Raw genomic sequence first — 21,719 nt, 5'->3', positions numbered from 1 at the left:
GACTTGGAACGATCAAGAGCCGCCAGGTTTCGGCGTTGGAACGTTCGAAGTCCGTTACTTCACGCCACTGCTTCAATACGCAAGGTTACTGAAACCCGTGGTGTCGATGTGAGTTTCGGCGCCGGACTCGGCAGACTCCCGCTCGTCGCTCCGGCACCGATCGCGTCGGAGTCGACACACCCTGTAACTCAAGCGGAAGGATGCACACAATGCGGAACACCGCGCGCTGGGCAGCGACCCTCGCTCTCACGGCCACCGCCGTCTGCGGACCCCTCACCGGATCCGCCCTGGCTGCCCCGGACCCTGCGCCCGCCTCCCTGTACGCCCCGTCGGCCCTGGTGCTCACCCTGGCCCACGGCGACGACGCCACCATGACGACACCGGTGCGTGCCGTCACCCTGAGCTGCGCCCCGACCTCCTCCGGCACGCATCCCGACGCCGCCTCGGCGTGCGGTGAACTGCGCAGGGTCGGCGGGAACTTCGACGCCCTCGGGAGTAGAGACGGGGTGCTGTGTACCAAGCAGTACGATCCCGTCGTCGTCACGGTCGACGGGGTCTGGCAGGGCCAGCGCGTCTCCTATCAGCGCACCTTCGCCAACGAGTGCGTGAAGAGCTCCTACGGAACGAGCCTCTTCGCGTTCTAGGGACCGGGATCGCACGGCCTCGTGCAGTTCGGCAGCGGCTCGCGGATGGGGAGTGCGAGCCCTGCTGAGGGGGCCCCGGCGATCTCGCACCGGGGGTCGGCCGGGCGGAGTGGGGCCGCCCGGTCGGCACCTCGGATCGTCGCCGATCAACCGACTTCCCGGGGGATACGGGTCACCGTTGCCGTGGGGGCATGCGGATCACCCGTCTTCCCCGGGGACTCCCTCTTCCCCTGGGACTCCCTCTTCCCTGAGGATCCCCTCTTCCCCGGGGATCCTCGGCAGGAGCGCAAACCGGTCCAGCAGCCCCGCACCGCGCAACAGTCGCCGTATGCGTGGGTCGGACACGACCCGCAGACGCCCGCCGCGGTACCTGGCGCGCGTTTCGGCCCGGCACAGGACACGCAGTCCCGAGCAGTCGAAGAAGTCGACCCGCCGCAGGTCGACCAGCACATCCGACTCCGGTCGTGCCGTCGCCGCGTCCAGGTGCTCGGTGACCAGCGCCGCCGTCGCCAGATCGATCTCGCCTGTCACCTCGACCACGGTGAACGGGCCGTGCCTGCGGGTGCGGGCATGGGTGTTCGCCGGGGGCGGCACGGACCGGGACGATTCCGCGGCCTGCTCCTCGGTCGGATGGGGGGCGCGGTCGTCGGCGTCCGGCGTCATGTCCGCTCCACCTCGGCAAGGGACGCATTGATCAGGGTTGTTACCCGGTGCCGAGCGTGAGCATCCCTGTGGCGCCGCGCGCAAGACGCGGTTCACTCGACGTGCTGAATTTCGTCCAGAACGGTTGACTTCGCGTGGGTGGGCTCAGCGCTCCCGGGTCCGATCGCGATGGCTGGTGTCGCACCACGGGTAGCGTCGGCTGCGCCGGCAGGTGCACAGGGCCACACGGAAGCGGTCGGAGCGGACGACCGAGCCGTCCTCCAACTCCACCTCGACCGGGCCCTCCACCAGGAGAGGGCCCTGGCGCTGGACTTTGATCCGGCGCGGCTCGTCAGACCGGGAGTTCGGCACGGACGACCACCAGCTCTTCCCTCTGATCCGGGGCGGACAGCAGGCCGCGCTGCCGCAGCCAGTCCTCCCGCGTGCGCAGCACCGGGCCGAACGGGACGACGCGACGCCGGGTCACGGATGCCTTCAATCCCGCGTCGCGCAGATTCGACACGGTCCGCCCGGGGCAACTGAGTGCCGAGTGCACGACCAGGAGGACCCCGCCGGGACGCAACAGAGCGGGCGCCTCCAGACAGATCCGGTCGAGGACGAGCCGTCCGTCCCGGCCCGCGTCCCAGGCGCGCGCCGCACCCTGCGGCGCGCGGCCCGTGTCGGGTGCGGGGACATACGGCGGATTGGCCAGGATGAGGTCGAAGGACTGCCCGCGCACCGGTGTGAAGAGGTTGCCGTGCAGGATGCGGACATGGAGCCGGGCCAGCCAGGCGTTGAGCTGTGCCGTGCAGACCGCCCGCCACGACACGTCCACCGCCGTCACCCGTGTGCCGCGTCGCGCGGCTTCGATCGCCAGTGCGCCCGAGCCGGTCCCCACGTCGAGGACGTCCGCGCCGTCCGGCAGCGGCTCGTCGAGCAGGGCGTCGACGAGCAGGTCAGTGTCTTCCTGAGGGGTGTACACACCCGGGGGCACCAGTGGTTTCACGGCGCCCGGGTACCCCGGCATTCAGGAAATAAGTGGGATTCCGGACGGATGGTGGGGGTCGCGGAGCGACGATCGTCCCGCACGCCAGGCGTCCAGCAGCCGGTCGGCGAAGCGGTCTTCCAGGTAGCCGGTGACGTCGATGCCGAAGGCGACATCGGCGGCGAGGTGCGGCTCCTCGGCGAGCAGACCTGCTATGACGTCCTGACGCACGACCTGTTCGTGCACGGCGTCCGCCTCGACATGCTCGTCGTAGAAGTGCTCCGCGGCGGGCCCGGCGCCCGTGCGGCGCATCGCTTCTGCCAGCCGCCGGGAGGCCGGCGACGAGGTGATCTCGACGGCCGCGAAATGACCGACGAGCGCGCCCCGCAGCGCCCGGTGCAGTCCGAGCAGGGACATCAGGTTGACCGTGGCCAGGGCCGGCGCGGTCGCCTCGTCGAGATACCGGCCGTACGTCGTGTCCAGGCCGAGGTCCGTCATCAGGTCGGCGAAGAGGCGTGCGTGCACACGGTCGGGCCGACCGCCGCCGTACTCGTCGAACTCCACCGCCGCCATGCCGGCCTTCGCCCTGCCCCACAGCCGGGGCAGCACCCAGGCGTGCGGGTCCGCCTCCTTGAGGTGGTACAGGGAGCGCTGAGCCGCGTATTCGCGTACCTGCCACAACTCGCCCTCCGCGCAGAGGTAGTGGCTGACGCCGGTGCCGTCGACGGGTTCGACGAGGAGGTCGGCCAGGGCGTCCTCGACGCTGTCGTGGGCCGGGGCGTCCGCGCGCAGGGCGGTCAGGAAGCGGTGCTCCAGTGCCGCGCGGACACGCAGCAGCTCGGGGTCCCACTCGCGGTCCTCGGGTACTCCGGCGAAACCGCGGTAGTGCAGCTCGTAGCAGAGGTAGAGGGCCAGCTGAAGGTCGTCGCCGTAGACGTCCGTGCGTGCGACGTCCAGGCGCCGGGGCGGAGGCCCGGCACCCCGCAGATACTCCTTCACGGCGGCGGAGACGCTGCCCCGCGCGGACGGCAGCCTGGGTTCCTCGCCGCCGGGTGCCCTACGGACGTCGTGTGCCATGGCTGCCGAGTACCCGTCGGATGCGCGGCCACCCGTGCGGCCACCCGTGCGGCCACCCGTGCGGCCACCCGTGCGGCCACCGTGTGGCCACCCGTGCGGCCAACCGTCCGAGCAGGCAGGCCGAGCCGCGAGATGCGCCCGCGAGGGCCACGGTCGGGACCAGCCCCCGTCACTCGCCCTCGGACTCCTCCTGGGCGCGTCGGCTCGGGGTGATGTCCTCGCCGGCCTCGCCGCGGCGGCGTTCCTCGTCCGGGTCCCGGGTGCGGTGGGCGGCGTCCGACATCTCCTGCAGGGCCTCCTCGAGCGCCGTGTCCGGCTGCTCTCGTGACTGCTTCCTGTCGTCCGGCACAGGTGTCTCCTGATCCCTCGTCTCGGTCAGCTGGTCACGGGTGCGATCCGTAGGGGCACCGGGTCGGCGGGGGCGTCCTCCTCGCCGAGGCGGGAGACCTCCGCCCACCAGGACGCGCCGTCCTCTATGTGCCGCAGCATGATTCCCTCGCGGATCGCCCACGGGCAGACAGTGACCGTTCTCAGGCCGGTCAGCTTCATCGCCGTGTGCGCCACGACCGCGCCGGCCAGGCTCTGTTCGGCGCGCGGCGCGGAGATGCCGGGGAGCAGAGCGCGCTCGGCGGTCGGCAGCGCGGCCAGCCGGCCGACGGCCTCGCGCAGGGCGGAGCGTTCCAAGCGCCTTTCCACGAACGGCCCGTGACGGCCGGGTGCCGCCCCGCACAGCCGGCCCAGCTGCTGGAACGTACGGGAGGTGACCGCCGCCGTGTGCGGTCCCTCCCAGCGGATCCGGGCCGCGACGTCCCGGAGCTGATGGCGGACCTTGCGGCGCAGTGCGCGTACCTGGGCTGCCTCCGGGGGGTCCTCGCCGGTGAGGAACTCATGGGTGAGCCGGGCTGCGCCCAGCGGCAGTGACGCCACGAAGTCGGGCAACCGGCCGCGGCCGAAGGCCACTTCGAGCGAGCCTCCGCCGATGTCCAGCAGCGCGAGCGGCCCCGACCGCCAGCCCATCCACCGTCGCGCACCGAGAAACGTGAGCTCGGCCTCCAGCTCGCCGGGCAGGGTGCACAGGCTCACCCCCGTCCGCGTCCGCACGGTGCGCAGTACCTCCTGTCGGTTCGGGGAGGCACGCACCACGGCGGTCGCGAAGGCCAGGGGCGCGGTCGCACCCCATCTGAGCGCAGTGCGGTGCGCCGCCTCGACGGCGTCGACCAACCGCTCGACGCATTCCTCGGGGACCACCTCCCCGGGCCTGACCTGCTCCGACAGCCTCAGCCGCCATTTGGCGGTGTGCACCGGCAGCGGCACCCCGTCCGCCGCATCAGCCACTACCAGCCGCACCGTCTTCGACCCCACGTCCACCACGCTGATTCGCATGAATGCGCAAGTACCCGTTTCCCCGCCCCGGCAACGGTCTCAGCCACCGTGCGCCGTCGCCACGACACGAGCGCCGCACTCCCGGGCCGGCGTATTCGCCGCCGTGGGCCATTGTATTCCTTGACAGGAATATAACCGTCGGGGCATATTGAATCCATGGCCGACGCCTCACTCTGGACCGCCCTCGCCGATCCGCACCGACGGGCCATCGTCGCGCTGCTCCTGGAGCGGCCCCGGCCCGTCGGCGAGATCGTGGATGCATGCGGGCTCAGCCAGCCGAGCACCTCCAAGCACCTGAAAGTGCTGAGGGAGGCGGGCCTGGTGCAGGTCAGGCAGGACGCGCAGCGCCGTGTCTACGCCCTGAATCCCGCGCCCATCGCCGAGCTCGACGCCTGGCTGGACCCGTACCGAAGGCTCTGGAACACCAGCCTGGACAGGCTGGGCCGCCGCCTCGAGGAGACGTCGGTCGGCCCCGAGGAACCCACCGCGAAGGACTGATCCACCATGACCGCCGACCTCACCGGCAGCTTTCTGACCCTGGACGACGGCCGACCGGCCGTCCGCTTCAGCCGTACCTACGACCATCCCGTCGAGCGCGTCTGGCAGTTCGTGACCGACGCCGACGAACTCGCCCACTGGTTCCCCTCCCGCGCCGAGATCGAGCTGCGCCCCGGCGGCACCATCAAGTTCAGCGGCGACCCGAACCTCGAGGACTCCACGGCCCGGGTGATCGCCGTCGACGAGCCCCGCCACCTGTCCTTCGAGTGGGGCGGCGACGAGGTGCACTTCGACCTGGAGGCCCTGGGCGAAAGGCGCACCCGTTTCACGCTCACCAACGTCCTGGTCGCCGAGAACACCGCCGCCCGCAACGGCGCCGGATGGGAGGTCTGCCTGGCCGCCCTCGACGCGCTCGCGCGCGGGGAGCGTTTCGAGGGGGCGCACGCCGGGGCCGAAGCGCCCTGGAAGGAGTTCTACGACGGCTATGTGGCCGCCGGCCTGCCCTCCGGCGCCCCGGTCCCGGGCCTGGACACCTGAGAGCGATCAGCTCGTGGTGGCAGGGGCGCAACTGCTCCCGGCTCTTGGGACCTTCAGCTCCGTGAGGTAGTCGTCCACGGCGTCACGTGTGCAGTCGCTGCGGCCGTGGACACTGTGTCCGGCGCCTTCGTACGGCAGCAGGACGGTCGTCCCGCGGGTCTGGCGGTGCACCTTGGCCGCCCACGAGAAGTGGTTCGCCGGATCGTGCCGCGAATGCAGCATGAGGATCCTGGGCGCCTCGGTCATGCGCAGACGGTGCTGCGGGTTGTTCACCTCGTCGGGCCAGCCGATGCAGCCGGCCACCGCGGGATGCACGCGTGGTGACCCGCGCATGTGCGGTGCGGCCCGCATCTCGGCCCCGGACGTGAGACGGCTCCGTGCACACCGCGGATCACGCCATCTGGCGCCGCACCAGCTCGTGCAGCCGCCCGTGCGTGTCCGCCAGCAGCTGTGCGGGCGGACCCTGCTGGGCGACCTTGCCGTCCTCCATCACGATCACTCGGTCGGCGTCCAGCACCGTGGACAGCCGGTGCGCGATGACGATGCGGGTGGCGTTGAGGGCCTTGGTGCTCTCGATGACCGTGCGCTGCGTCTCGTTGTCGAGGGCGCTGGTCGCCTCGTCGAAGAAGAGGATGCGCGGTCGGCGGATCAGGGCCTGGGCGATCATCAGCCGCTGTCGCTGCCCGCCGGAGATCGCGCCGCTGCCCGAGACGATGGTGTGCAGTCCCATCGGCATCCGCTTGATGTCCTCGGCGAGTCCTGCCATCTCGGCCGCCGCCATCGCCTCTTCCGGCGTGTACGGCTCCGTACCGCAGATGACGTCCAGGATGGACCCGGTGAACGGCTGCGCGTGCTGGAGCACGACCCCGCACTGCCGTCGTACGGCCGACTGGTCGAGCGCCGCCAGGTCCTGACCGTCGTACAGCACACTGCCCGAGACCGGCTTGTCGAAGCCGATCAGCAGCCTGAGCAGCGTCGACTTGCCGCAGCCGCTGGGGCCGACGATCGCCACGAACTCGCCCGACCGCACGTCGAACGAGACGTCGTCGAGGACGAGGGGGCCGTCGTCCGAGTACCGGAAGGACAGGCGGCGCGCCTCGATCGAACCGGTCAGCGGGCCCGGCCGGGTGCTCGCCGTGCGCACCTCGGGCGTGGCCTCCAGCACCGGCTTGATCTCCTCGAAGAGCGGCAGCGCGGCCACCGCCGAGACGAACGCGCCGGTCAGCTGGGTGACCGCGGTCAGCAGCATCGTCACCGAGGTGCTGAAGGTGAGGAACGCCGCCGCCGACATCGAGCCACGCGCCGGACCCGCGAGCAGCATGAACATCAGCAGCGTGCACAGCGGCAGATACACCGCACCCAGCACCGTGGTGAGGTTCTTGATCCGCCCCACCTTCTGCTGGAGCTCACGGCTGCGGGCGAACTGGTCCGCCCACGCCCCGTACGCGTAGTTCTCGGCCGCCGCGACCCGCAGCTTCGGCAGTCCGCGCAGCGTCTGGAACGCCTGGTTGTTCAGCTTGTTGCTCAGCACCACCAGTCGCCGCTGCCAGCGCACCTGCCACAGCCCGAGCCCCAGGAACACCGCCGCGATGACGACGAGCATGCCGATCGCCGCCAGCGCCATCGGCACGCTGTACCAGAACAGCAGCGACAGGTTCATCGCGCCGACCGTCACCGACTGCGCGACGACCGGGCCGACCCCGGCCATCAGACGGCGGATCGAGCTGATGCCCATGGCCTGGCTCGCCAGCTCGCCGGTCGAGCGCTCGGTGAAGAACTTCGTCGGCAGGCGCAGCAGCCGGTCCCACAGGGCCGGTTGGAGCGTGGCCTCGATACGCCCCTCCAGGCGCAGGATCGTCAGGTTCTGCAGCAGCATGAACGCCGCTGCCACAACACTGCTGATCATCACGGCCATGCAGAACTGCACGATCAGATCGGTCTGCGCCTTCGGCACGAACTCGCCGAGCACCTTGCCCGTCGCGATCGGCACCAGCGCGCCGATCGCGACCGTGACCAGGCCGCTGATCATGAGGTTCGTGAGGTCGCCGCCCGTGCCCCGCATGCTGAACCGCAACAGCCGCAGCGGGCTCAGCGCGCGATCGGGCAGCGGGCGGTAGAACATCACCGCACGCGGCTCGAACTCCTCGGCGTTGGCCTTCTCGATCGGCGTCTCACGGCCGGTCGCCGGATGGACGGCGACATAGCCGCCGCGCCGCCACAGCAGCGCCACCGGCGCACCCGACAGTGCCCGGTGACCCACCAGCGGCCCCACGTTGTCCCGCCACCAGGGCCCGTCCAGGCGTACGGCCCGGGTGCGCACGCGTGACGCGATGGCCACGCGCTCGACCGGGTCCAGCCGGTCGCTCTCGGTGCCGCTCTGCGCGGGCTCGGCCAGCGTGATGCCGGCCGCCTGGGCGACCAGCTTGCAGGCCGCGTAGCTGGCGTCCGCGTCGGCGGCCGTCGTGCGCTTGTCGCTGCGCTTGCCGATGGACGCCAGCAGCGTCCGGTCGGCCTGGGCGCGCACCGCCTCGCCGGCCTTGATGCCCTCCGCGGTGCGTGACTCGTGGGTGCGCTCCAGCTGCTCGATCCAGCGGTCCAGCGTCGTCAGCAGGCGGTACTGCTGGTCGACCATGGACTGCCAGACCGCCGGGTCCATCAGCAGATCGGCGGCGGCCTCGGCGCCGTACAGCGAGCCGTACTGCACACTGCCCGGCGGCACCTGCATCCAGAAGACGTCGTCGTCGGTCAGCTCGGCCGCCCGCTCGTTGGCCATCGGCGCCTGGAAGAGGATGGACAGGCTGCGGCCGACGCCGAGTGCGAGGGCGTACTCCAGCGGGCTCGTCTGCGGCGGGACGTACTGCGGGTTGCCGTACTCGTCGTAGGACCAGGTCTGCGTGTTCGCGGGCTGGTACAGCTCGCGCAGGCCGATGCGGTGCACGACACAGTCCCTGAGCGGGCGGGCCACCAGCGTGTGCTGAGGTCCCGGGACCGGGCCGAGCAGCAGCGAACCCGGCTCCAGACGGCCGAGGTGATGCCAGTGGCCCTGCTGCCCGGCGTCGACCGCGAACAGGTCGACGGCGCCGGACACGACCAGCCACAGCACCTGCGGGCCTTCGAGGTCGAGTCGGTTGTGCCCGGTGCAGTCGATGCGCGTGCCCATCTGCCCGAGCGCGTTCAGAACGAGGTCACCCTCGTGGACGGCAGTCATCTCACCGCTCCTTGACCAGGGCCGCGTACGCGCCGCCGCGCGCCACCAGGTCCTCGTGCCGGCCGCGTTCCACGATCGTGCCGTGCTGGAGCACGACGATCTCGTCGCTGTCGCGCACGGTGCTGAGCCGGTGCGCGATCACCACACAGGCACAGCCGCGCTTGCGCAGGTTGTCCATCACGATCTGTTCGGTCTCGGCGTCGAGCGCGCTCGTCACCTCGTCGAGGACCAGGATGCTGGGGCGGCGCACCAGCGCCCGCGCGATCTCCAGGCGCTGGCGCTGCCCGCCGGAGAAGTTGCGGCCGTCCTGCTCGACCCTGCTCCGGATGCCGCCCGGGCGGCGCATCACCATGTCGTACAGCGCCGCGTCGCGCAGGGCGTCCACCACCGCCTCGTCCGGGATCGACGGGTCCCACAGCGCCACGTTGTCGCGGACCGTGCCCTCGAACAGGAAGACCTCCTGGTCGACGAAGGAGACGGAGGCGGCGAGGGCGCCGCGCGGGATGTCCTCGATGCGCTGGTCGTCGATGCGGATGACGCCCTCCCAGGGGGCGTACAGACCCGAGATGAGGCGGGACACCGTGGACTTGCCGCTGCCGGAGCCGCCGACCAGGGCGACCTGCCGGCCGGGGCCGACGGTGAGGTCGAAGCCGGTGAGCAGGGGCTTGTCGAGCGGGCTGTAGCCGAAGGTGATGTTCTGCAGCTCGACGTGGCCGTGCAGCCGGCGCGTCGAATCGCCCGCGCCGGGGCGGCCGTAGAGCGGGTCCGCCTCGAAGTTCTCGACGTCCTTCAGCCGGGCCACGTCGGCGGCGAAGTCCTGGATGCGGCCCGCGACGCCGTTGAGGCGGGTGATCGGGGCGGTGAAGCGGGTGACCAGCGCCTGGAAGGCGACCAGCAGGCCGACCGATATGCCTCCCTCGATCGCGCGCATGCCGCCGATCCAGAGGATGAGCGCGCTGTTGAGCGTGGCGAGCGTGGGGGCGACCACGCCCAGCCAGGCGCTCGGCACGCCGAGGCGCTGCTGCTCCTCCAGCGTGGTGGCGTGCTGTCCGGCCCACTTGCGGAAGTAGCCGTCCTCGCCGCCCGTCGCCTTCATCGTCTCGATGAGCTGAAGGCCGGTGTAGGCGGTGTTGGTGAGCCGGGCGCTGTCCGCGCGCAGCTTCGCCGTACGGGTCGCGCGCAGCCGGATCACGACGCGCATGGCGACGACGTTCAGCAGGGCGACACCGATGCCGACGAAGGTGAGCTGTGGGTCGTAGGTATAGAGGAGGATCGCGTAGAGGACGACGACCACCGCGTCCACGCCCGCCGCCGCGAGGTCGCGGGCCAGCGTCTCCGACACCGCGTCGTTCGACTGGAGCCGCTGCACCAGGTCGGCCGGGCTGCGCTGGGAGAAGAACGTCACGGGCAGCCGCAGCAGATGGCGCAGGAAGCGGGCGCTGGAGAGGGTGGAGGAGATGATCCGGCCGCGCAGCAGGTTCGCCTGTTGCAGCCAGGTCAGCACCACGGTGAGCGCGACACAGGTCCCCATCGACGCGAACAGAACTCCCAGCAGGGAGGTCTGGCCGCCGATGAGGAACATGTCGATGTACGTGCGGCTCAGCGCGGGCACCGCCGCGCCGACCACCACCAGCAGGAGGCTCGCCAGGACCGCGGCGGGCATCGTGCCCGCGGTGCCGCGCAGCCGGGCCGGCATCGCGCCGAGCACGCCCGGCTTACGTCCGCCCTTGCTGAAGTCCTCGCCGGGCTCCATGACCAGGACGACGCCGGTGAAGCTGCCGTCGAAGTCCTCCATGGGTACGAAGCGGCGGCCCTTGGCGGGGTCGTTGATGTAGACGCCCCGGCGGCCGAAGCGGCGGCCCATGCCGTCGTAGACGACGTAGTGGTTGAACTCCCAGAACAGGACGGCCGGCGTCTTCACCTCGGCGAGGGCGGCCGTGTCCATCTGCATGCCCTTGGCCGTCAGTCCGTAGCTGCGGGCGGCCTTGAGGAGGTTGCTGGCGCGCGAGCCGTCGCGGGAGACACCGCACGCTATGCGCAGTTCCTCCAGCGGGACATGGCGGCCGTAGTGGCCCAGCACCATCGCGAGGGAGGCGGCGCCGCACTCCACGGCCTCCATCTGGAGCACGGTGGGTGTGCGGACGGTCTTCGACCTGCCCTTGGGCACGGGGCGCTTCGGCGGTGCGGCGCGGCGCCTGCTGCGCGTCTCCTGTGCGGCGCTCACGGCAGCAGCCAATCGACGGGACGCTCGTCGGCCAGCTTGATCGAGGCGTCGGCCATGGTCATGGAGGTGAGGGAGAACGGCGGCCCGTCCGCGGACGACCACTTGTAGCCGCTCTCGGTGCTCGACTTCTCGTCCAGCTTCACCAGTACGGCGACCGGCCTGCCGTCCTTGGTGAACTGCTCGCCGAGCTGGTTGTCGCCGAGGAACGCGGCGATCTGCTGCGCCGACTGCGCGGAGCGGTCCACCGACTTCACATGGCCGCGCAGGACGCCGTACTCCTGGGTGGGCACCGACTGGACGGTGAGGTCCACGGCAGCCTTGTCGGGGATGGACGCCGCGTTCTCGGCGGGCACGTACACCGTCGCGTACAGCGGGTCCTCGGTGCGGGCGACCTTCTCCACGGCGGCGACGTTCGCGCCGGTCTGGATGATCTGCCCGATGGTGGCGGCGAGCCCGGTGACCCGGCCCGCGGCGACCGTACGCACAACCGTCTCGCCCTCGGCCGTACGGACTTTCAGCACGGGAGAGTTGGCGGGCAGCCGCTGGCCCTGCTTGGCGAGGACCGACGTGACCTGACCGGCGACCGGGCTCTGCAGGATGTAGCTGCCCTGCCCGTGGGTGAGGATGGCGGGCGCGCCGACGGTGGAGGCGACCGAACCGGTCACCGCCCATACGGATGCGGCGGCCATGACGACCACCGTCACGGAGAGGACCAGCCAGCCCTGGGGGCGGGCGAAGCGCACCGGAAGGTCGAGCTCCTCCGGTGACTGGAGCTTGGCGAGGGCCTGTTGGCGGAACTGCACGGGACTTTCCCTCACCTGAGGATGAGTGGAGACCGGCGCGCACGGGCCGGTCGTGGTGCGGACGGTGCCGAGCTGTTTTCCCAGCTGTTCTCAGGCACCCAAGAGCCCCGGAGCCGGGGAATGGCTCCGGGACTCAGAGGTATGAAAGGTGCGATCAGAGACCGGCAACCAGGCCCGAGACCGGGGCGGTGTTCAGGCCGGTGACACCCTCCACGGTGCCGACGACCGTGTCGACCAGGCCGGAAACCGGGGCGATGCCGTTGACAGCGTCGAGGGCGCCGTTCACGGCGTTGACCTGCAGGCCGCCGGAGACGCTGTCGAGCTCGGCGTCGGAGATCTCGACGGTCGCAACCTGGGGGGTGGAGTTCATGATGGAACTTCCCTTCCTAATGGATATCTCACAAGGGGGAGCGGCCCCCTCTGGGGACAGATGACGGCCGCGACCGCAGGCGTCCGGCGCCCGTTTCCGGGAACCGATCACGACCCCTGCGGTGCGATGGATCAAAGCACGCTGCGGGTACGGGCTTCCAATCAAACTTCGGCCTCACCAGGGCACTTTGATCTCAGCGGCATCGATCCGTGCAGAAGTGGCCACGTCTTGTCGGCGACTTCTTCACATGCGTCACAGCATCGGCTCGGACGAGCTGTTGCGTCGCCTCGCAGGGGTGCGGTGAACGTGGCGGCGAATCCGACACTCCGGCCTCAAGGGGGTGACCGCCGGTAGCGCCCCTGTGCAGAACCTCGGCTCCCGGTGACTTCGTTGAGTATTGAATGTGTAGATTCGCTGAAGCATGGATTCCGCTCCACTTTCTCAACCGACCGTTACTGATCGGTAGCGGATCGTGTCGGTCGGCTCTTGTCGGCTCGCGTCAGCCCAGAAGCGCGTACACCGTGCTCGCCCGGGCCGCGATCTCCCCCGACCCCTCGTCGGTCATCGCGATGTCGGCGAACGCCATCCGACGGCCCAGCTTGGTGACGATCGCCTCGATCAGGACATCCGAACCGATCACCGCGCGCTGGAAGGACGTCGACTGCTGGACCGTCGTCATCGGCCCGTACGCCCCGCGCGCCGCCGACACGGCGATCACGGTGGCGGTGTCCGCGGCGGCCATCAGGGCCTGGCCCGACAGGGCGCCGCCGTCCCGGGCCAGCCCGTCCGACCAGGGCAGTCGCAGGACCGCGCGGTGGCCCTCCACCGCCTCGACAGACAGGCCCAGTTCGAGGACCCAGGGGGCGAAGTTGGCGGAGAGGATCTTGTCGGCTTCGGCGGTGGTCATCGTCATATGGGGGATTGTTCCCGCCGCCGGACCGTCAGGCGCGGTCCTTGGCCGATTCGGTGTTGCGAACGCGACGCGCTGAAACGGAATTGAACGCCCCGCGCGGCCCTTGCGTACCAACTGCCAACCAGGCGCCCCGAAAAGCTGCCGCACAAGGCGGCACAGACCCCGTCCCCCAGGAGGTCGAGAAGTTTGAGTCACAAGCGAATTCCGAAGCGCAAGGCCGCGATAGCAGCGGGCAGCGTGGTGGCGCTCGGAGCGGCCGCGATCCTGCTGCCCAACGCCAACGCGTCGCAGGACGCCGCGACGGACAACGCCGCCGCTCCCAAGACCCTGAAGGCGGCGGACGCGTCGGATCTCGCCTCGCAGCTCGCGGGAATGCTGGGCGACGCCTTCGCCGGTTCGTACTACGACGCCGAGAGCCAGCAGCTCGTCGTCAACGTCATCCCCGGCGACAACAACAACGTGATCGTCCAGGCGAAGCAGGCCGGCGCGAAGATCCGCGAGGTCGAGAACAGCCTGAGCGAGCTCGCGTCCGGCGCGCAGACCCTGAAGTCCGAGGCGACCATCCCGGGCACGGCGTGGTCGGTCGACCCCAGAACGAACAAGATCCTCGTCACCGCCGACAGCACCGTCACCGGCGACAACTGGGACCAGCTGGAGTCGACCGTCGACAGCCTCGGTTCGGGCATGGCGACCGTCAAGAAGTCGGCCGGCACCTTCAAGCCGTTCCTCTCCGGCGGCGACGCCATCTTCGCCGGCGGCTCACGCTGTTCCGCGGGCTTCAACGTCACCGCGGGCGACGGCACCCCCGCCTTCCTGACCGCCGGTCACTGCACCCTCGGCGGCAACGAGTGGTCGGACACCGAGGGCGGCCAGCCGATCGCCACCGTCGACCAGTCCACCTTCCCCGGCGACGGCGACTTCGCGCTCGTGAAGTACGACGACCCGGCGACCGAGGCGCCGAGCGAGGTCAACGTCGGCGAGCAGGCCGTCCCGATCAGCCAGGCGGCGGACGCCGAGGTGGGACTCCAGGTCCTGCGGATGGGCAGCACCACCGGACTGAACGAGGGTCAGGTCACGGGGCTCGACGCCACCGTCAACTACCCGGAGGGCACGGTCACCGGGCTCATCCAGACCGACGTCTGTGCCGAGCCCGGCGACAGCGGTGGCTCCCTGTTCACCCAGGACGGTCTGGCGATCGGCCTGACCTCCGGCGGCAGCGGTGACTGCACGGTCGGCGGCGAGACCTTCTTCCAGCCGGTGACCACCGCCCTGGAGGCGGTCGGCGCGACCCTCGGCGACGGGGGCGCGGGTGCCGGTGAAGAGGCCGGTGCGGGCGAGGAAGCGGGCGCGGGCGAGGAAGCCGGCGCGGGTGAAGAGGCCGGTGCCGGTGAAGAGGCCGGTGCGGGCGAGGAAGCGGGCGCCGGCGAGGAAGCCGGTGCGGGCGAGGAAGCGGGCGCCGGTGAAGAGGTCGGCGGCGGCAACGCCGAGGGCACGGGCAACGGCCTCGGCGAGATCGTCGGAAACGGCGTCGGGAACTGACGCCCTGACACCGGCACACGGATCCGAGTGATCCGGACGGCAACACGGTCCGGCCCTCCGGCGGGAGGGCCGGACCGCTGTCGTGTCCCGAGCCGTCAGTCGACCGCCGTCAGTCGACCGCCGTCAGCCGCGCGCCCGCAACAACAGCAGCGCCACGTCGTCGACCCGCTCGTGCCTGGACGCGCTGTGCTGCACGAGCAGATCGGCGAGTTCGTCCAAGGGCAGCTCCCCGGCCTCGGTGAGCAACAGCCCGAGCTCGGCGAGCGCGTCCTCGATGTCGACGCCGGGGGACTCGATCAGCCCGTCGGTGTAGAGGACGAGCACACAGCCGGGCGTGAGGTCGACCTCCGTGGTCGGATACGTGGGCGAGCCGTCGATGCCCAGCAGCGGCCCGCCCGCGAGGTCGAGCACCCGCACGCGGCCGTCCGGCCGTCGCAGCAGCGGCGGCGGATGCCCGGCACGGGCCATCACCGCCCGCCCGTGCGCCGGATCGAGGCGCAGATACAGACAGCTGGCGAACAGGTCGGAGCCGAGGTCGAGCAGCAGCCGGTTGGTGCTGCGCATGACCTCCTCCGGGGCCTGACCGACGGTCGTGTACGCCCGTACGGCGGTGCGGATCTGGCCCATCAGGCCGGCCGCGGTGACGTTGTGCCCCTGCACATCCCCGATCACCGCCGCCGTCAGGCCGTCCTCCGTCGGCACCAGGTCGTAGAAGTCGCCGCCGATCTCCATGCCCTGGGTGGCGGGCAGATAGCGGGCGGCCGCTTCGACGCCGGGCAGCGGTGGCAGTGAGTGCGGGAGCAGGGCGGCCTGCAGTCCGTGCGCCAGCTGGTGCTTGACGTCGTAGAGCAGGGCCCGCTCCAGCGCCTGCGCGATGAGCCCGCCGAGGCTGGTCAGGACCGCCCGCTCGTCCGCCGGGAAGGGATGCCGCTCCGAGTAGGCGAGCACACAGGTGCCCACCGGTCGTCCCGAGGCGATCAGCGGCAGGTACGCCCAGGCCGCGAAGCCGTCGGGCGTCGAGTGCCGCGTCGGATACAGGCGCTCGAGCTCCTGCTGGGAGTCGAAGAACGCGGGCACACCGGTGGTCAGCGCGTGCGTGCCCGGGGTCTGCTCGGTCAGCGGCATCCCGTCGAACCGCTCCACGATCTGCGGATCCGCATAACCGCGGTGACCGAGCACGTGCAGCCGGCCCGCCCGCGACCCCAGCACGACCAGCGCCTGGCTGCCGACGGCCGGGACGATCTCGTCCGCGACCAGCTGCACCACGTCCTGCACGCTTGCCGCCTCGGTGAGCGCGCCGGCCAGGCTGAGCACCTGGGAGATGGTCACCAACCGGCCGGGCGCGTCGTCCTGCCGCGGTCCACTCCGGCCCATCTCCGCCACCGCGCGGGCCCTGCTGATCCGCACGCTCAGACCGGTCGTGCTCGGATACATACGGAACGACAGCCAGTCGCCGGGCGGGCGCAGCGCCAGGAAGGACGTGGTGTGCTGGCTCATCAGCGCGGCCCGGTAGCGGTCCTCGTACACCGGGTCGTTCAGCCAGGGCACCGATGCCCACAGCTGGTTGCCGAGCAGCCGGTTGACCGGGACGCCGATCAGCTCGGCCGCCGCAGGGTTGGCGAAGCCGACCCGGCCGTGCAGATCGAGCGAGCACAGCCCGTACGGCAGCCGCGACACCATGCGTGCCGCCTCCACCGTGCCGAGCGTGCCGGCGGCGCCGCTGAACGCCGGCCCAGCGAGCAGATCGGGTTCCGGGAGCGGCGGAAGGCTCTCCTCCAGGGCGCGTTCCAGCCGTACCGCGAGCCGTCGGCAGGCGGCGGTGAGATGGTCGCGCTCGCGTTCCGACAGCTCCGGGGGGTGTGCGCCGGGCCAGGTCACGAAGATCGCGCCGTAGGCGGTGGTCTCGGTGGCCACGGGCAGCGCGGCCAGCGCGAACGGATAGGGCAGCACGACGGCGATCCGCGGATAGCGGGCCGCCATGTCCTCCTCGCCCTTGACCCAGACGAGCCGTCGCTCGCGCACCGCCTCCGCGACCGGGATCGGCGCGCTCAGCCCGACCCGTTCCCAGGGCGCCGCGAACGCCCGGGGCAGGCCCGCCATCACCGCCATCTCCAGCACGGGCTCGTCGGCCGCCAGCAGATACACCGCACCGGAGTGGGCGTGCACCTCGTCCATCATCGAGGCGAGTGCCAACGACAGGAGCGGCCGGCCGACCCGTGTCCGCGCGGCCGCCGGCGCCTGGGCGGACGTCTGCCCGTCGGACACGCCGACCACCTCCTCCGCAGGGCCGCGCGACGGGTCCCAGGGCTCAAATCTCCCTCCTCACGGCCCGACGCGCACGGCGAGCGGCGCCGAGTTCCGCCGGACCGCGCGCACTGCGAGCGGGGGCGCGTACCCCATGGCCGTGAGCTCATGCCCCCACAGTCGATGCGCGACCCCGGCGTACGGGCGCCTCGCGTGCGCCCCCGCGCACCCTGATGGCTGGATCTTCGCGCCCGCAGACGGTCATGGACGCCAACAATGGGGCACGCGCTCACACCATGAGAGCGACGAACGGCGGGGTGGAGGGGCGGCAGGTGATCCGGGTCCTTGTGGTGCATGACGCGTGTCTGGTGCGATCGGTGCTGGCGGAGTGGCTGCGCCGAGATCCAGGCCTGGAGGTGTACGACGCCCCGTGGCGCAGCGCGCCCGCACGCGTGCGTACCGCGCGACCGGACGTCTGCGCGGTGGACCTGGAGTGCACGGACTCCTACGGCATACCCCCGCTCGCCGAGCTGCGATTACGGGACGCGGGCCGCACACCGCCACATCTGCTGGTGCTGGCGAGCGCTCACCGGCCGGGGCTGCTGAAGCGGGCCCTGGAGGCGGGGGCGCTCGGATACGTCGACAAGGAGGGCTCGCCGGACCGGCTGGTGCGCGGAATCCGGCGCGTCGCCGAGGGGGAACGTTTCGTCGACGATTCGCTGGGCTTTGCCTTCCTCAAGGCCGCCGAGATGCCGCTGACCCGGCGTGAGCTCAGCGTGTTGTCCCTCGCGGCGGAGGGAGCCTCCGTCGCGGAGATCGCCGGGAGCCTGCACCTGTCCCACGGGACGGTGCGCAACTACATGGCGGCCATCACCCGCAAGACCGGGGCCCGCAACCGCATCGACGCGATCCGGATCTCCCAGGGCGAGGGCTGGCTCTGACCACTACTGCGGCACGGGCGTCCAGCCGCCGACGAGTTCGCGATAGCGCGCCGAGCGCCGGACGAGCTCGTCGTGCGTCCCGTACGACGTGTCGCGGCCGTCCATCATCAGGACGCGGTCGGCACGGCGGGCCGAGCTGATGCGGTGGGCGACGACGACCAGCGTGCCGCCGGGGCGGGCCGCGAAGGCCTGCTCCGCCCGCTCCTCGGCCCGCGCGTCGAGGTGACAGGTCGCCTCGTCGAGGAGCGCGACCGGGGCGCGCGACAGGTGGGCCCGGGTCAGCGCGACCAACTGCCGCTCGCCCGCGGACAGTGTCCCGGGGTCCACCCGGCCCTGCGGTCCGCCCAGCGCGTCGAGCAGCGGCGCGAGCCCGACCGCCTCGGCGGCGCCCAGAAGCTCCGCCTCGGAGACGGGGTCGGGCCGCAGCAGGGTGAGGTTCTCGGCGAGGGTGCCGGTGAACACGTACGCCTCCTGCGGAATGAGCACCCGCCGTGCGAGGGCGCCCGCCCCCGGCACCACCTCCCCGCACACGCGAATGGTGCCGCAGCGGGGCTCCAGCAGCCCGGCGACCAGCGCCGTCAGCGTGGACTTCCCGATTCCGCTCGGGCCGACGACGGCCAGGTGGGAGCCGGACGCGAGGGTGAGGTCGAGGTCGTCGATCACGGGGAGTGCGGCGGGGCCGTAGGCGAAGGTGACGGAGGTGAGAGTGAGGGCGGGGGGCTCGGGGGCGGTGGGGCGCGGGACCTTGGCGGCCGGTCGCGGGGGGCCGGCGTGGTCCGGGGACGGAGCGGGTGTGCCGGCGGGAGGCGGGGGCGGTGCCGGAGTGCCGTCCGGGTGAGTTCCCGATGTGCGAGGGCCGGTGGCCACGGGTGCGTCGGCTTGGCCGGCCGGCCCATCGGTCGCGCCGAGCGTGCCCCGGCCCGTCGCCGCGCCGGAGGCAGCCGGGTTGCTCCGCCCACTGGCCACGCCGGACGCGCCTGCCGTGCCGAGCCTGTGGGCCCCGTCCGGCTCGATGTTCTCCGGCACCAACCGCCGTATCACCACCGCCAGCCGTGAGCCGCTCGTGCCCAGGCCGTGGACCAGGTTGTGCAGGGCGGGGAGCAGCGACTGGGTGACGTAGGCGAGGGAGCCGACCAGGGCGCCGGTGGTGACGCCGTGGCGGAGGAGCCAGGGCGCGGTGGCGAGGAGAAGCACGATCGGGAGCTGTCCGCCGAGGGCGAGGGCGGCCACCCGGAGCACACCGAAGCGGGCGAGGGAACGAGCGGCCCGCAGCTCGGCGTCCACCCGCTCCCCGGCGTCGGCGCGCACCCGCGCCTCGGCGCCGGCCGCCGTGATGTCCCGCAGCCCGGGGCAGACGACGCCGAGCCGGTCGGCCAGGTCCTCGTCGGCGGCGAGGAAGGCCTCCTGTCTGCGGGCCAGCGGACGCAGCGTCGCCGCGAACAGGCCCACCCCCGCGGCCAGCGGCGGCAGGACGACGAGCAGCAGCAGCGGAGCCAGCGAGAACAGGCCGGCCAGCGCGCCGGCCGCGGTGAACACGAACGACCGCGACACCATGACCAGCCCCGCGAAGGTGTCCCGCGCGATCTCCACCTGCTGGGTGAGCCCGGACAGCGCCCCGCGGTCCGCCTCCCGCACCCCGCGCTCGACCACCCGCTTCACGAGCCGGTCCCGCAGCGGCTCGACCAGCGCAGCGACGGCCCCGTACACACGAGCGGTGCCGTACGCGCCGACGACGACCCCGACGCCGGCGGCACCGAGCCACCCGAGCCCGACCTCCGTACGGCCCTGGAGGAACCCGTCGTCCAGGGCGCGGGCCGGGGCGTATCCGATGAGGAAGCTCTGTCCCGTCTCCAGCACCGACCAGAGGGCGAGCCGTACGAGGACGGGCCATCGGGCCCGCAGGAAGCGCAGCCCGCGCGGGTACAGGCCACGGGTCACGCCGCTTCCTCCCCGGTGAATGCCTCCCGGTACTCCCTGATCTCCCACAGCTCCTCGTGCCGCCCCACCGCGCGCACCCGCCCGCCTTCCAGCCATGCCACCGCGTCGGCCCTGGCCGCTGTCGCCGCCCGGTGCGCGACCAGCAGGCGGGTGGCGGACGAGCCGCCGGTCAGGGCCTCGGCGATGCGGGCCTCCGTCACGGTGTCGAGGCTGGACAGGGCGTCGTCGAGGATCAGCAGGCGGCCGTCGTGGGCGAATGCCCGGGCGAGTCCCAGGCGTTGGGACTCGCCGCCGGAGCGCGGGGCGGCGGCGAGTGCGGTGCCGTAGCCGTTGGGCAGGCGGCGTATGAAGTCGTCGGCGTGGGCCGTGCGGGCGGCCTCCCGGATGCGGGCGGGGGAGGGGTCCGGCAGGCCAAGGCCGATCGTGTCCTCGACGGTGCCGTCCAGCAAGGCTGGGCGTTCGAAGGCGTAGGCGACGGCGCGGCGCAGGTCGTGGTGGGTCAGCTCGGTCAGTGGCACTTCGTCGAGCAGGACGTCGCCTTCGTCCGGGTCGGCCAGGCGCCCGGCGAGCGCAGCGAGCAGTGACTTGCCCGCGCCGGAGCGCCCGACCACGGCCAGGGTGGTCCCGCCGGGGACGACCAGGTCGATCCCGTCCAGCACGGTGTGTCCGCCGCGCCGGGCGGTCACGCCGCGCAGCTCCAGGCGGCCTGGGCCGGGAGGCAGTCTGCGCCCGCCATGGGCGGTGGCGGGCTCGGCGACGACCTCGCCGAGGCGTCCGGCCGCCGCGCGGGCCCGGGCCAGGCTCGCGAGCTGGCTGACCAGCACGCCGACGCCGGTCGCGAGCACCGCGTAACGGGAAGCGGCGAGCATCTCGCCGACGGACAGCCGGTGCCGGGTGAGCAGGACGCCGGCGACGGCTATGACACCGAGTTGCAGCAGCGGGGCCACGGTGACGGCCTGGGCGGCGGCCCGCCCCTGCACCCGCCACATCCGGTGCCCGGCGCGGGAGAGTTCGGGCAGCGGCCGCAGGATCCGTGCCGTCTCCCGGTCCGTCGCACCGGCCGCGTGGATGGTGCGGTGGCCGTCGACGGCCTCGGCGAGCGCGGCGGCGATCCGGCCCTGTTCCTGCTGGTAGCGCGTCACACAGCGGGAGGTGTCGCGGGCGAAGGTCCGCAGCAGGGCAGCCAGTAGCGGCGCCCCGGCCAGGAACACGGCCGCGAGCCACAGGTCGATCAGGCCGAGGGCGACGATGCCCCCGACCGGTCCGGCGAGCGCGGCGAGCAGCGCGGCACGGGCGGCCGGTGCCGTGCCGGCCTGCGCGGCGTTGCCGACGAGCCGTGCGACCAGGTCGCCGGCCCCGAAGCGGGCGGTGGCCCGTGGACCTACGGCCAGGACATGACCGGTCAGCCGCCACCGGAGCCAGGCGGTCGTGCGGGCGTCGACGGTGCCGACGAGGACGCTCTGGCATCCGTCGAGCAGGGCGAGCAGAGCCACGAGTCCGGCGCAGCACAGGACCCAGCCCGTCGCCGGTGCCCGGGCCAGCAGGAGGTCCAGGGTCCGCCCGAGCGCGGCGGGCAGCAGCAGCCCGGCCCCGGTCGCGGCGGTGGCAACCAGGCACAGGGCCGCCGTGCGGGTCCCGCTGTGCCGGGTGGCCGCACGCAGCAGCGCGCGGGAAGCGTCGTCGGCAGGAGTCGTCGTGCGCCTCATACGGCTGCGGCCTCGCTCCCTCGTCCGGGCAAGGGCCCCGGGCGGCCCTCCCGTGAGGGAGGGAACC

The 21,719-nt window shown here is 72.0% G+C and carries 20 protein-coding genes; 5 read left to right on the top strand and 15 right to left on the bottom strand.

Going from position 1 to position 21,719, the window contains the following annotated elements; genetic code table 11:
- The first annotated feature begins 209 nt into the window (after nucleotides 1-209).
- Nucleotides 210-644 (top strand): protease inhibitor, encoded by a 435-nt coding sequence (locus ACFY5C_RS00190; protein WP_389438792.1) that lies wholly within the window; start codon nucleotides 210-212, stop codon nucleotides 642-644.
- A gap of 198 nt (nucleotides 645-842) precedes the next feature.
- Here the strand turns inward: ACFY5C_RS00190 and ACFY5C_RS00185 are convergent, their stop codons facing one another.
- The 6 genes from ACFY5C_RS00185 to ACFY5C_RS00160 all read right to left on the bottom strand — a co-directional run bounded on the left by ACFY5C_RS00185 (nucleotide 843) and on the right by ACFY5C_RS00160 (nucleotide 4,731).
- Nucleotides 843-1,307 carry an STAS domain-containing protein gene (locus tag ACFY5C_RS00185; RefSeq protein WP_389438790.1) on the bottom strand — a complete coding sequence of 155 codons (465 nt, stop codon included), beginning with the start codon at nucleotides 1,305-1,307 and terminating at the stop codon, nucleotides 843-845.
- Between the two features lie 144 nt (nucleotides 1,308-1,451).
- Nucleotides 1,452-1,658, bottom strand: a complete 207-nt coding sequence (locus tag ACFY5C_RS00180) for a CDGSH iron-sulfur domain-containing protein (protein WP_389438788.1) — start codon at nucleotides 1,656-1,658, stop codon at nucleotides 1,452-1,454.
- A complete protein-coding gene (locus ACFY5C_RS00175; RefSeq protein ID WP_389438787.1) occupies nucleotides 1,639-2,313 on the bottom strand; it encodes a HemK2/MTQ2 family protein methyltransferase in 675 nt (224 codons plus the stop codon). Before ACFY5C_RS00175 ends, ACFY5C_RS00180 begins: the two co-directional genes overlap by 20 nt.
- Nucleotides 2,314-3,348 carry an iron-containing redox enzyme family protein gene (locus tag ACFY5C_RS00170; RefSeq protein ID WP_389438785.1) on the bottom strand — a complete coding sequence of 345 codons (1,035 nt, stop codon included), beginning with the start codon at nucleotides 3,346-3,348 and terminating at the stop codon, nucleotides 2,314-2,316.
- 169 nt (nucleotides 3,349-3,517) lie between these two features.
- Nucleotides 3,518-3,697 (bottom strand): hypothetical protein, encoded by a 180-nt coding sequence (locus tag ACFY5C_RS00165; protein WP_389438783.1) that lies wholly within the window; start codon nucleotides 3,695-3,697, stop codon nucleotides 3,518-3,520.
- A 26-nt stretch (nucleotides 3,698-3,723) separates the two neighbouring features.
- Nucleotides 3,724-4,731 (bottom strand): Ppx/GppA family phosphatase, encoded by a 1,008-nt coding sequence (locus ACFY5C_RS00160; protein ID WP_389438781.1) that lies wholly within the window; start codon nucleotides 4,729-4,731, stop codon nucleotides 3,724-3,726.
- Nucleotides 4,732-4,887: 156 nt separating this feature from the next.
- On the opposite strand from ACFY5C_RS00160, the gene ACFY5C_RS00155 reads away from it, so the two are divergent.
- The gene (locus tag ACFY5C_RS00155; protein WP_389438779.1) at nucleotides 4,888-5,229 is read left to right on the top strand and encodes an ArsR/SmtB family transcription factor; all 342 of its coding nucleotides are present in this window, start codon (nucleotides 4,888-4,890) and stop codon (nucleotides 5,227-5,229) included.
- Nucleotides 5,230-5,235: 6 nt separating this feature from the next.
- A complete protein-coding gene (locus tag ACFY5C_RS00150) occupies nucleotides 5,236-5,766 on the top strand; it encodes an SRPBCC family protein (protein ID WP_389438778.1) in 531 nt (176 codons plus the stop codon).
- A gap of 6 nt (nucleotides 5,767-5,772) precedes the next feature.
- Here the strand turns inward: ACFY5C_RS00150 and ACFY5C_RS00145 are convergent, their stop codons facing one another.
- The 6 genes from ACFY5C_RS00145 to ACFY5C_RS00120 all read right to left on the bottom strand — a co-directional run bounded on the left by ACFY5C_RS00145 (nucleotide 5,773) and on the right by ACFY5C_RS00120 (nucleotide 13,284).
- Complete coding sequence (locus tag ACFY5C_RS00145) at nucleotides 5,773-6,081, bottom strand: alpha/beta hydrolase (RefSeq protein ID WP_389438776.1); 309 nt, start codon at nucleotides 6,079-6,081, stop codon at nucleotides 5,773-5,775.
- 76 nt (nucleotides 6,082-6,157) lie between these two features.
- Nucleotides 6,158-8,974: an NHLP bacteriocin export ABC transporter permease/ATPase subunit gene (locus tag ACFY5C_RS00140; protein ID WP_389438774.1), complete on the bottom strand. Its 2,817-nt coding sequence runs from the start codon at nucleotides 8,972-8,974 to the stop codon at nucleotides 6,158-6,160.
- A gap of 1 nt (nucleotide 8,975) precedes the next feature.
- Nucleotides 8,976-11,198, bottom strand: coding sequence for an NHLP family bacteriocin export ABC transporter peptidase/permease/ATPase subunit (locus ACFY5C_RS00135; protein ID WP_389438772.1), 2,223 nt, complete (start codon nucleotides 11,196-11,198; stop codon nucleotides 8,976-8,978).
- A complete protein-coding gene (locus tag ACFY5C_RS00130; protein ID WP_389438770.1) occupies nucleotides 11,195-12,001 on the bottom strand; it encodes an HlyD family efflux transporter periplasmic adaptor subunit in 807 nt (268 codons plus the stop codon). Before ACFY5C_RS00130 ends, ACFY5C_RS00135 begins: the two co-directional genes overlap by 4 nt.
- Nucleotides 12,002-12,155: 154 nt before the next feature.
- Entirely contained in the window at nucleotides 12,156-12,371 is a 216-nt protein-coding gene (locus ACFY5C_RS00125; RefSeq protein WP_389438768.1) for a type A2 lantipeptide, read from the bottom strand.
- A 499-nt stretch (nucleotides 12,372-12,870) separates the two neighbouring features.
- On the bottom strand, nucleotides 12,871-13,284 hold the full coding sequence (locus tag ACFY5C_RS00120) for a PaaI family thioesterase (RefSeq protein WP_389438765.1): 414 nt from the start codon (nucleotides 13,282-13,284) through the stop codon (nucleotides 12,871-12,873).
- A 186-nt stretch (nucleotides 13,285-13,470) separates the two neighbouring features.
- Here ACFY5C_RS00120 and ACFY5C_RS00115 point away from each other — a divergent pair, with 186 nt between their 5' ends.
- Entirely contained in the window at nucleotides 13,471-14,823 is a 1,353-nt protein-coding gene (locus tag ACFY5C_RS00115) for a S1 family peptidase (protein WP_389438763.1), read from the top strand.
- Between the two features lie 123 nt (nucleotides 14,824-14,946).
- Here the strand turns inward: ACFY5C_RS00115 and ACFY5C_RS00110 are convergent, their stop codons facing one another.
- Complete coding sequence (locus ACFY5C_RS00110; RefSeq protein ID WP_389438761.1) at nucleotides 14,947-17,097, bottom strand: SpoIIE family protein phosphatase; 2,151 nt, start codon at nucleotides 17,095-17,097, stop codon at nucleotides 14,947-14,949.
- 266 nt (nucleotides 17,098-17,363) lie between these two features.
- Here ACFY5C_RS00110 and ACFY5C_RS00105 point away from each other — a divergent pair, with 266 nt between their 5' ends.
- Nucleotides 17,364-18,008, top strand: coding sequence for a LuxR C-terminal-related transcriptional regulator (locus tag ACFY5C_RS00105; protein WP_389438759.1), 645 nt, complete (start codon nucleotides 17,364-17,366; stop codon nucleotides 18,006-18,008).
- A gap of 3 nt (nucleotides 18,009-18,011) precedes the next feature.
- Here ACFY5C_RS00105 and ACFY5C_RS00100 read toward each other — a convergent pair whose 3' ends face one another.
- Together ACFY5C_RS00100 and ACFY5C_RS00095 are read right to left on the bottom strand one after the other, a co-directional pair.
- Nucleotides 18,012-19,946, bottom strand: a complete 1,935-nt coding sequence (locus tag ACFY5C_RS00100) for an ATP-binding cassette domain-containing protein (protein WP_389438756.1) — start codon at nucleotides 19,944-19,946, stop codon at nucleotides 18,012-18,014.
- Nucleotides 19,943-21,652: an ATP-binding cassette domain-containing protein gene (locus tag ACFY5C_RS00095; RefSeq protein WP_389438754.1), complete on the bottom strand. Its 1,710-nt coding sequence runs from the start codon at nucleotides 21,650-21,652 to the stop codon at nucleotides 19,943-19,945. Before ACFY5C_RS00095 ends, ACFY5C_RS00100 begins: the two co-directional genes overlap by 4 nt.
- Nucleotides 21,653-21,719: the final 67 nt, after the last annotated feature.

This window comes from Streptomyces sp. NPDC012935 (genome assembly GCF_042900345.1).
Lineage (GTDB): Bacteria > Actinomycetota > Actinomycetes > Streptomycetales > Streptomycetaceae > Streptomyces.
Note: the sequence above shows the minus strand (reverse complement) of the source record. Positions and strands in the feature narration are given on the sequence as shown.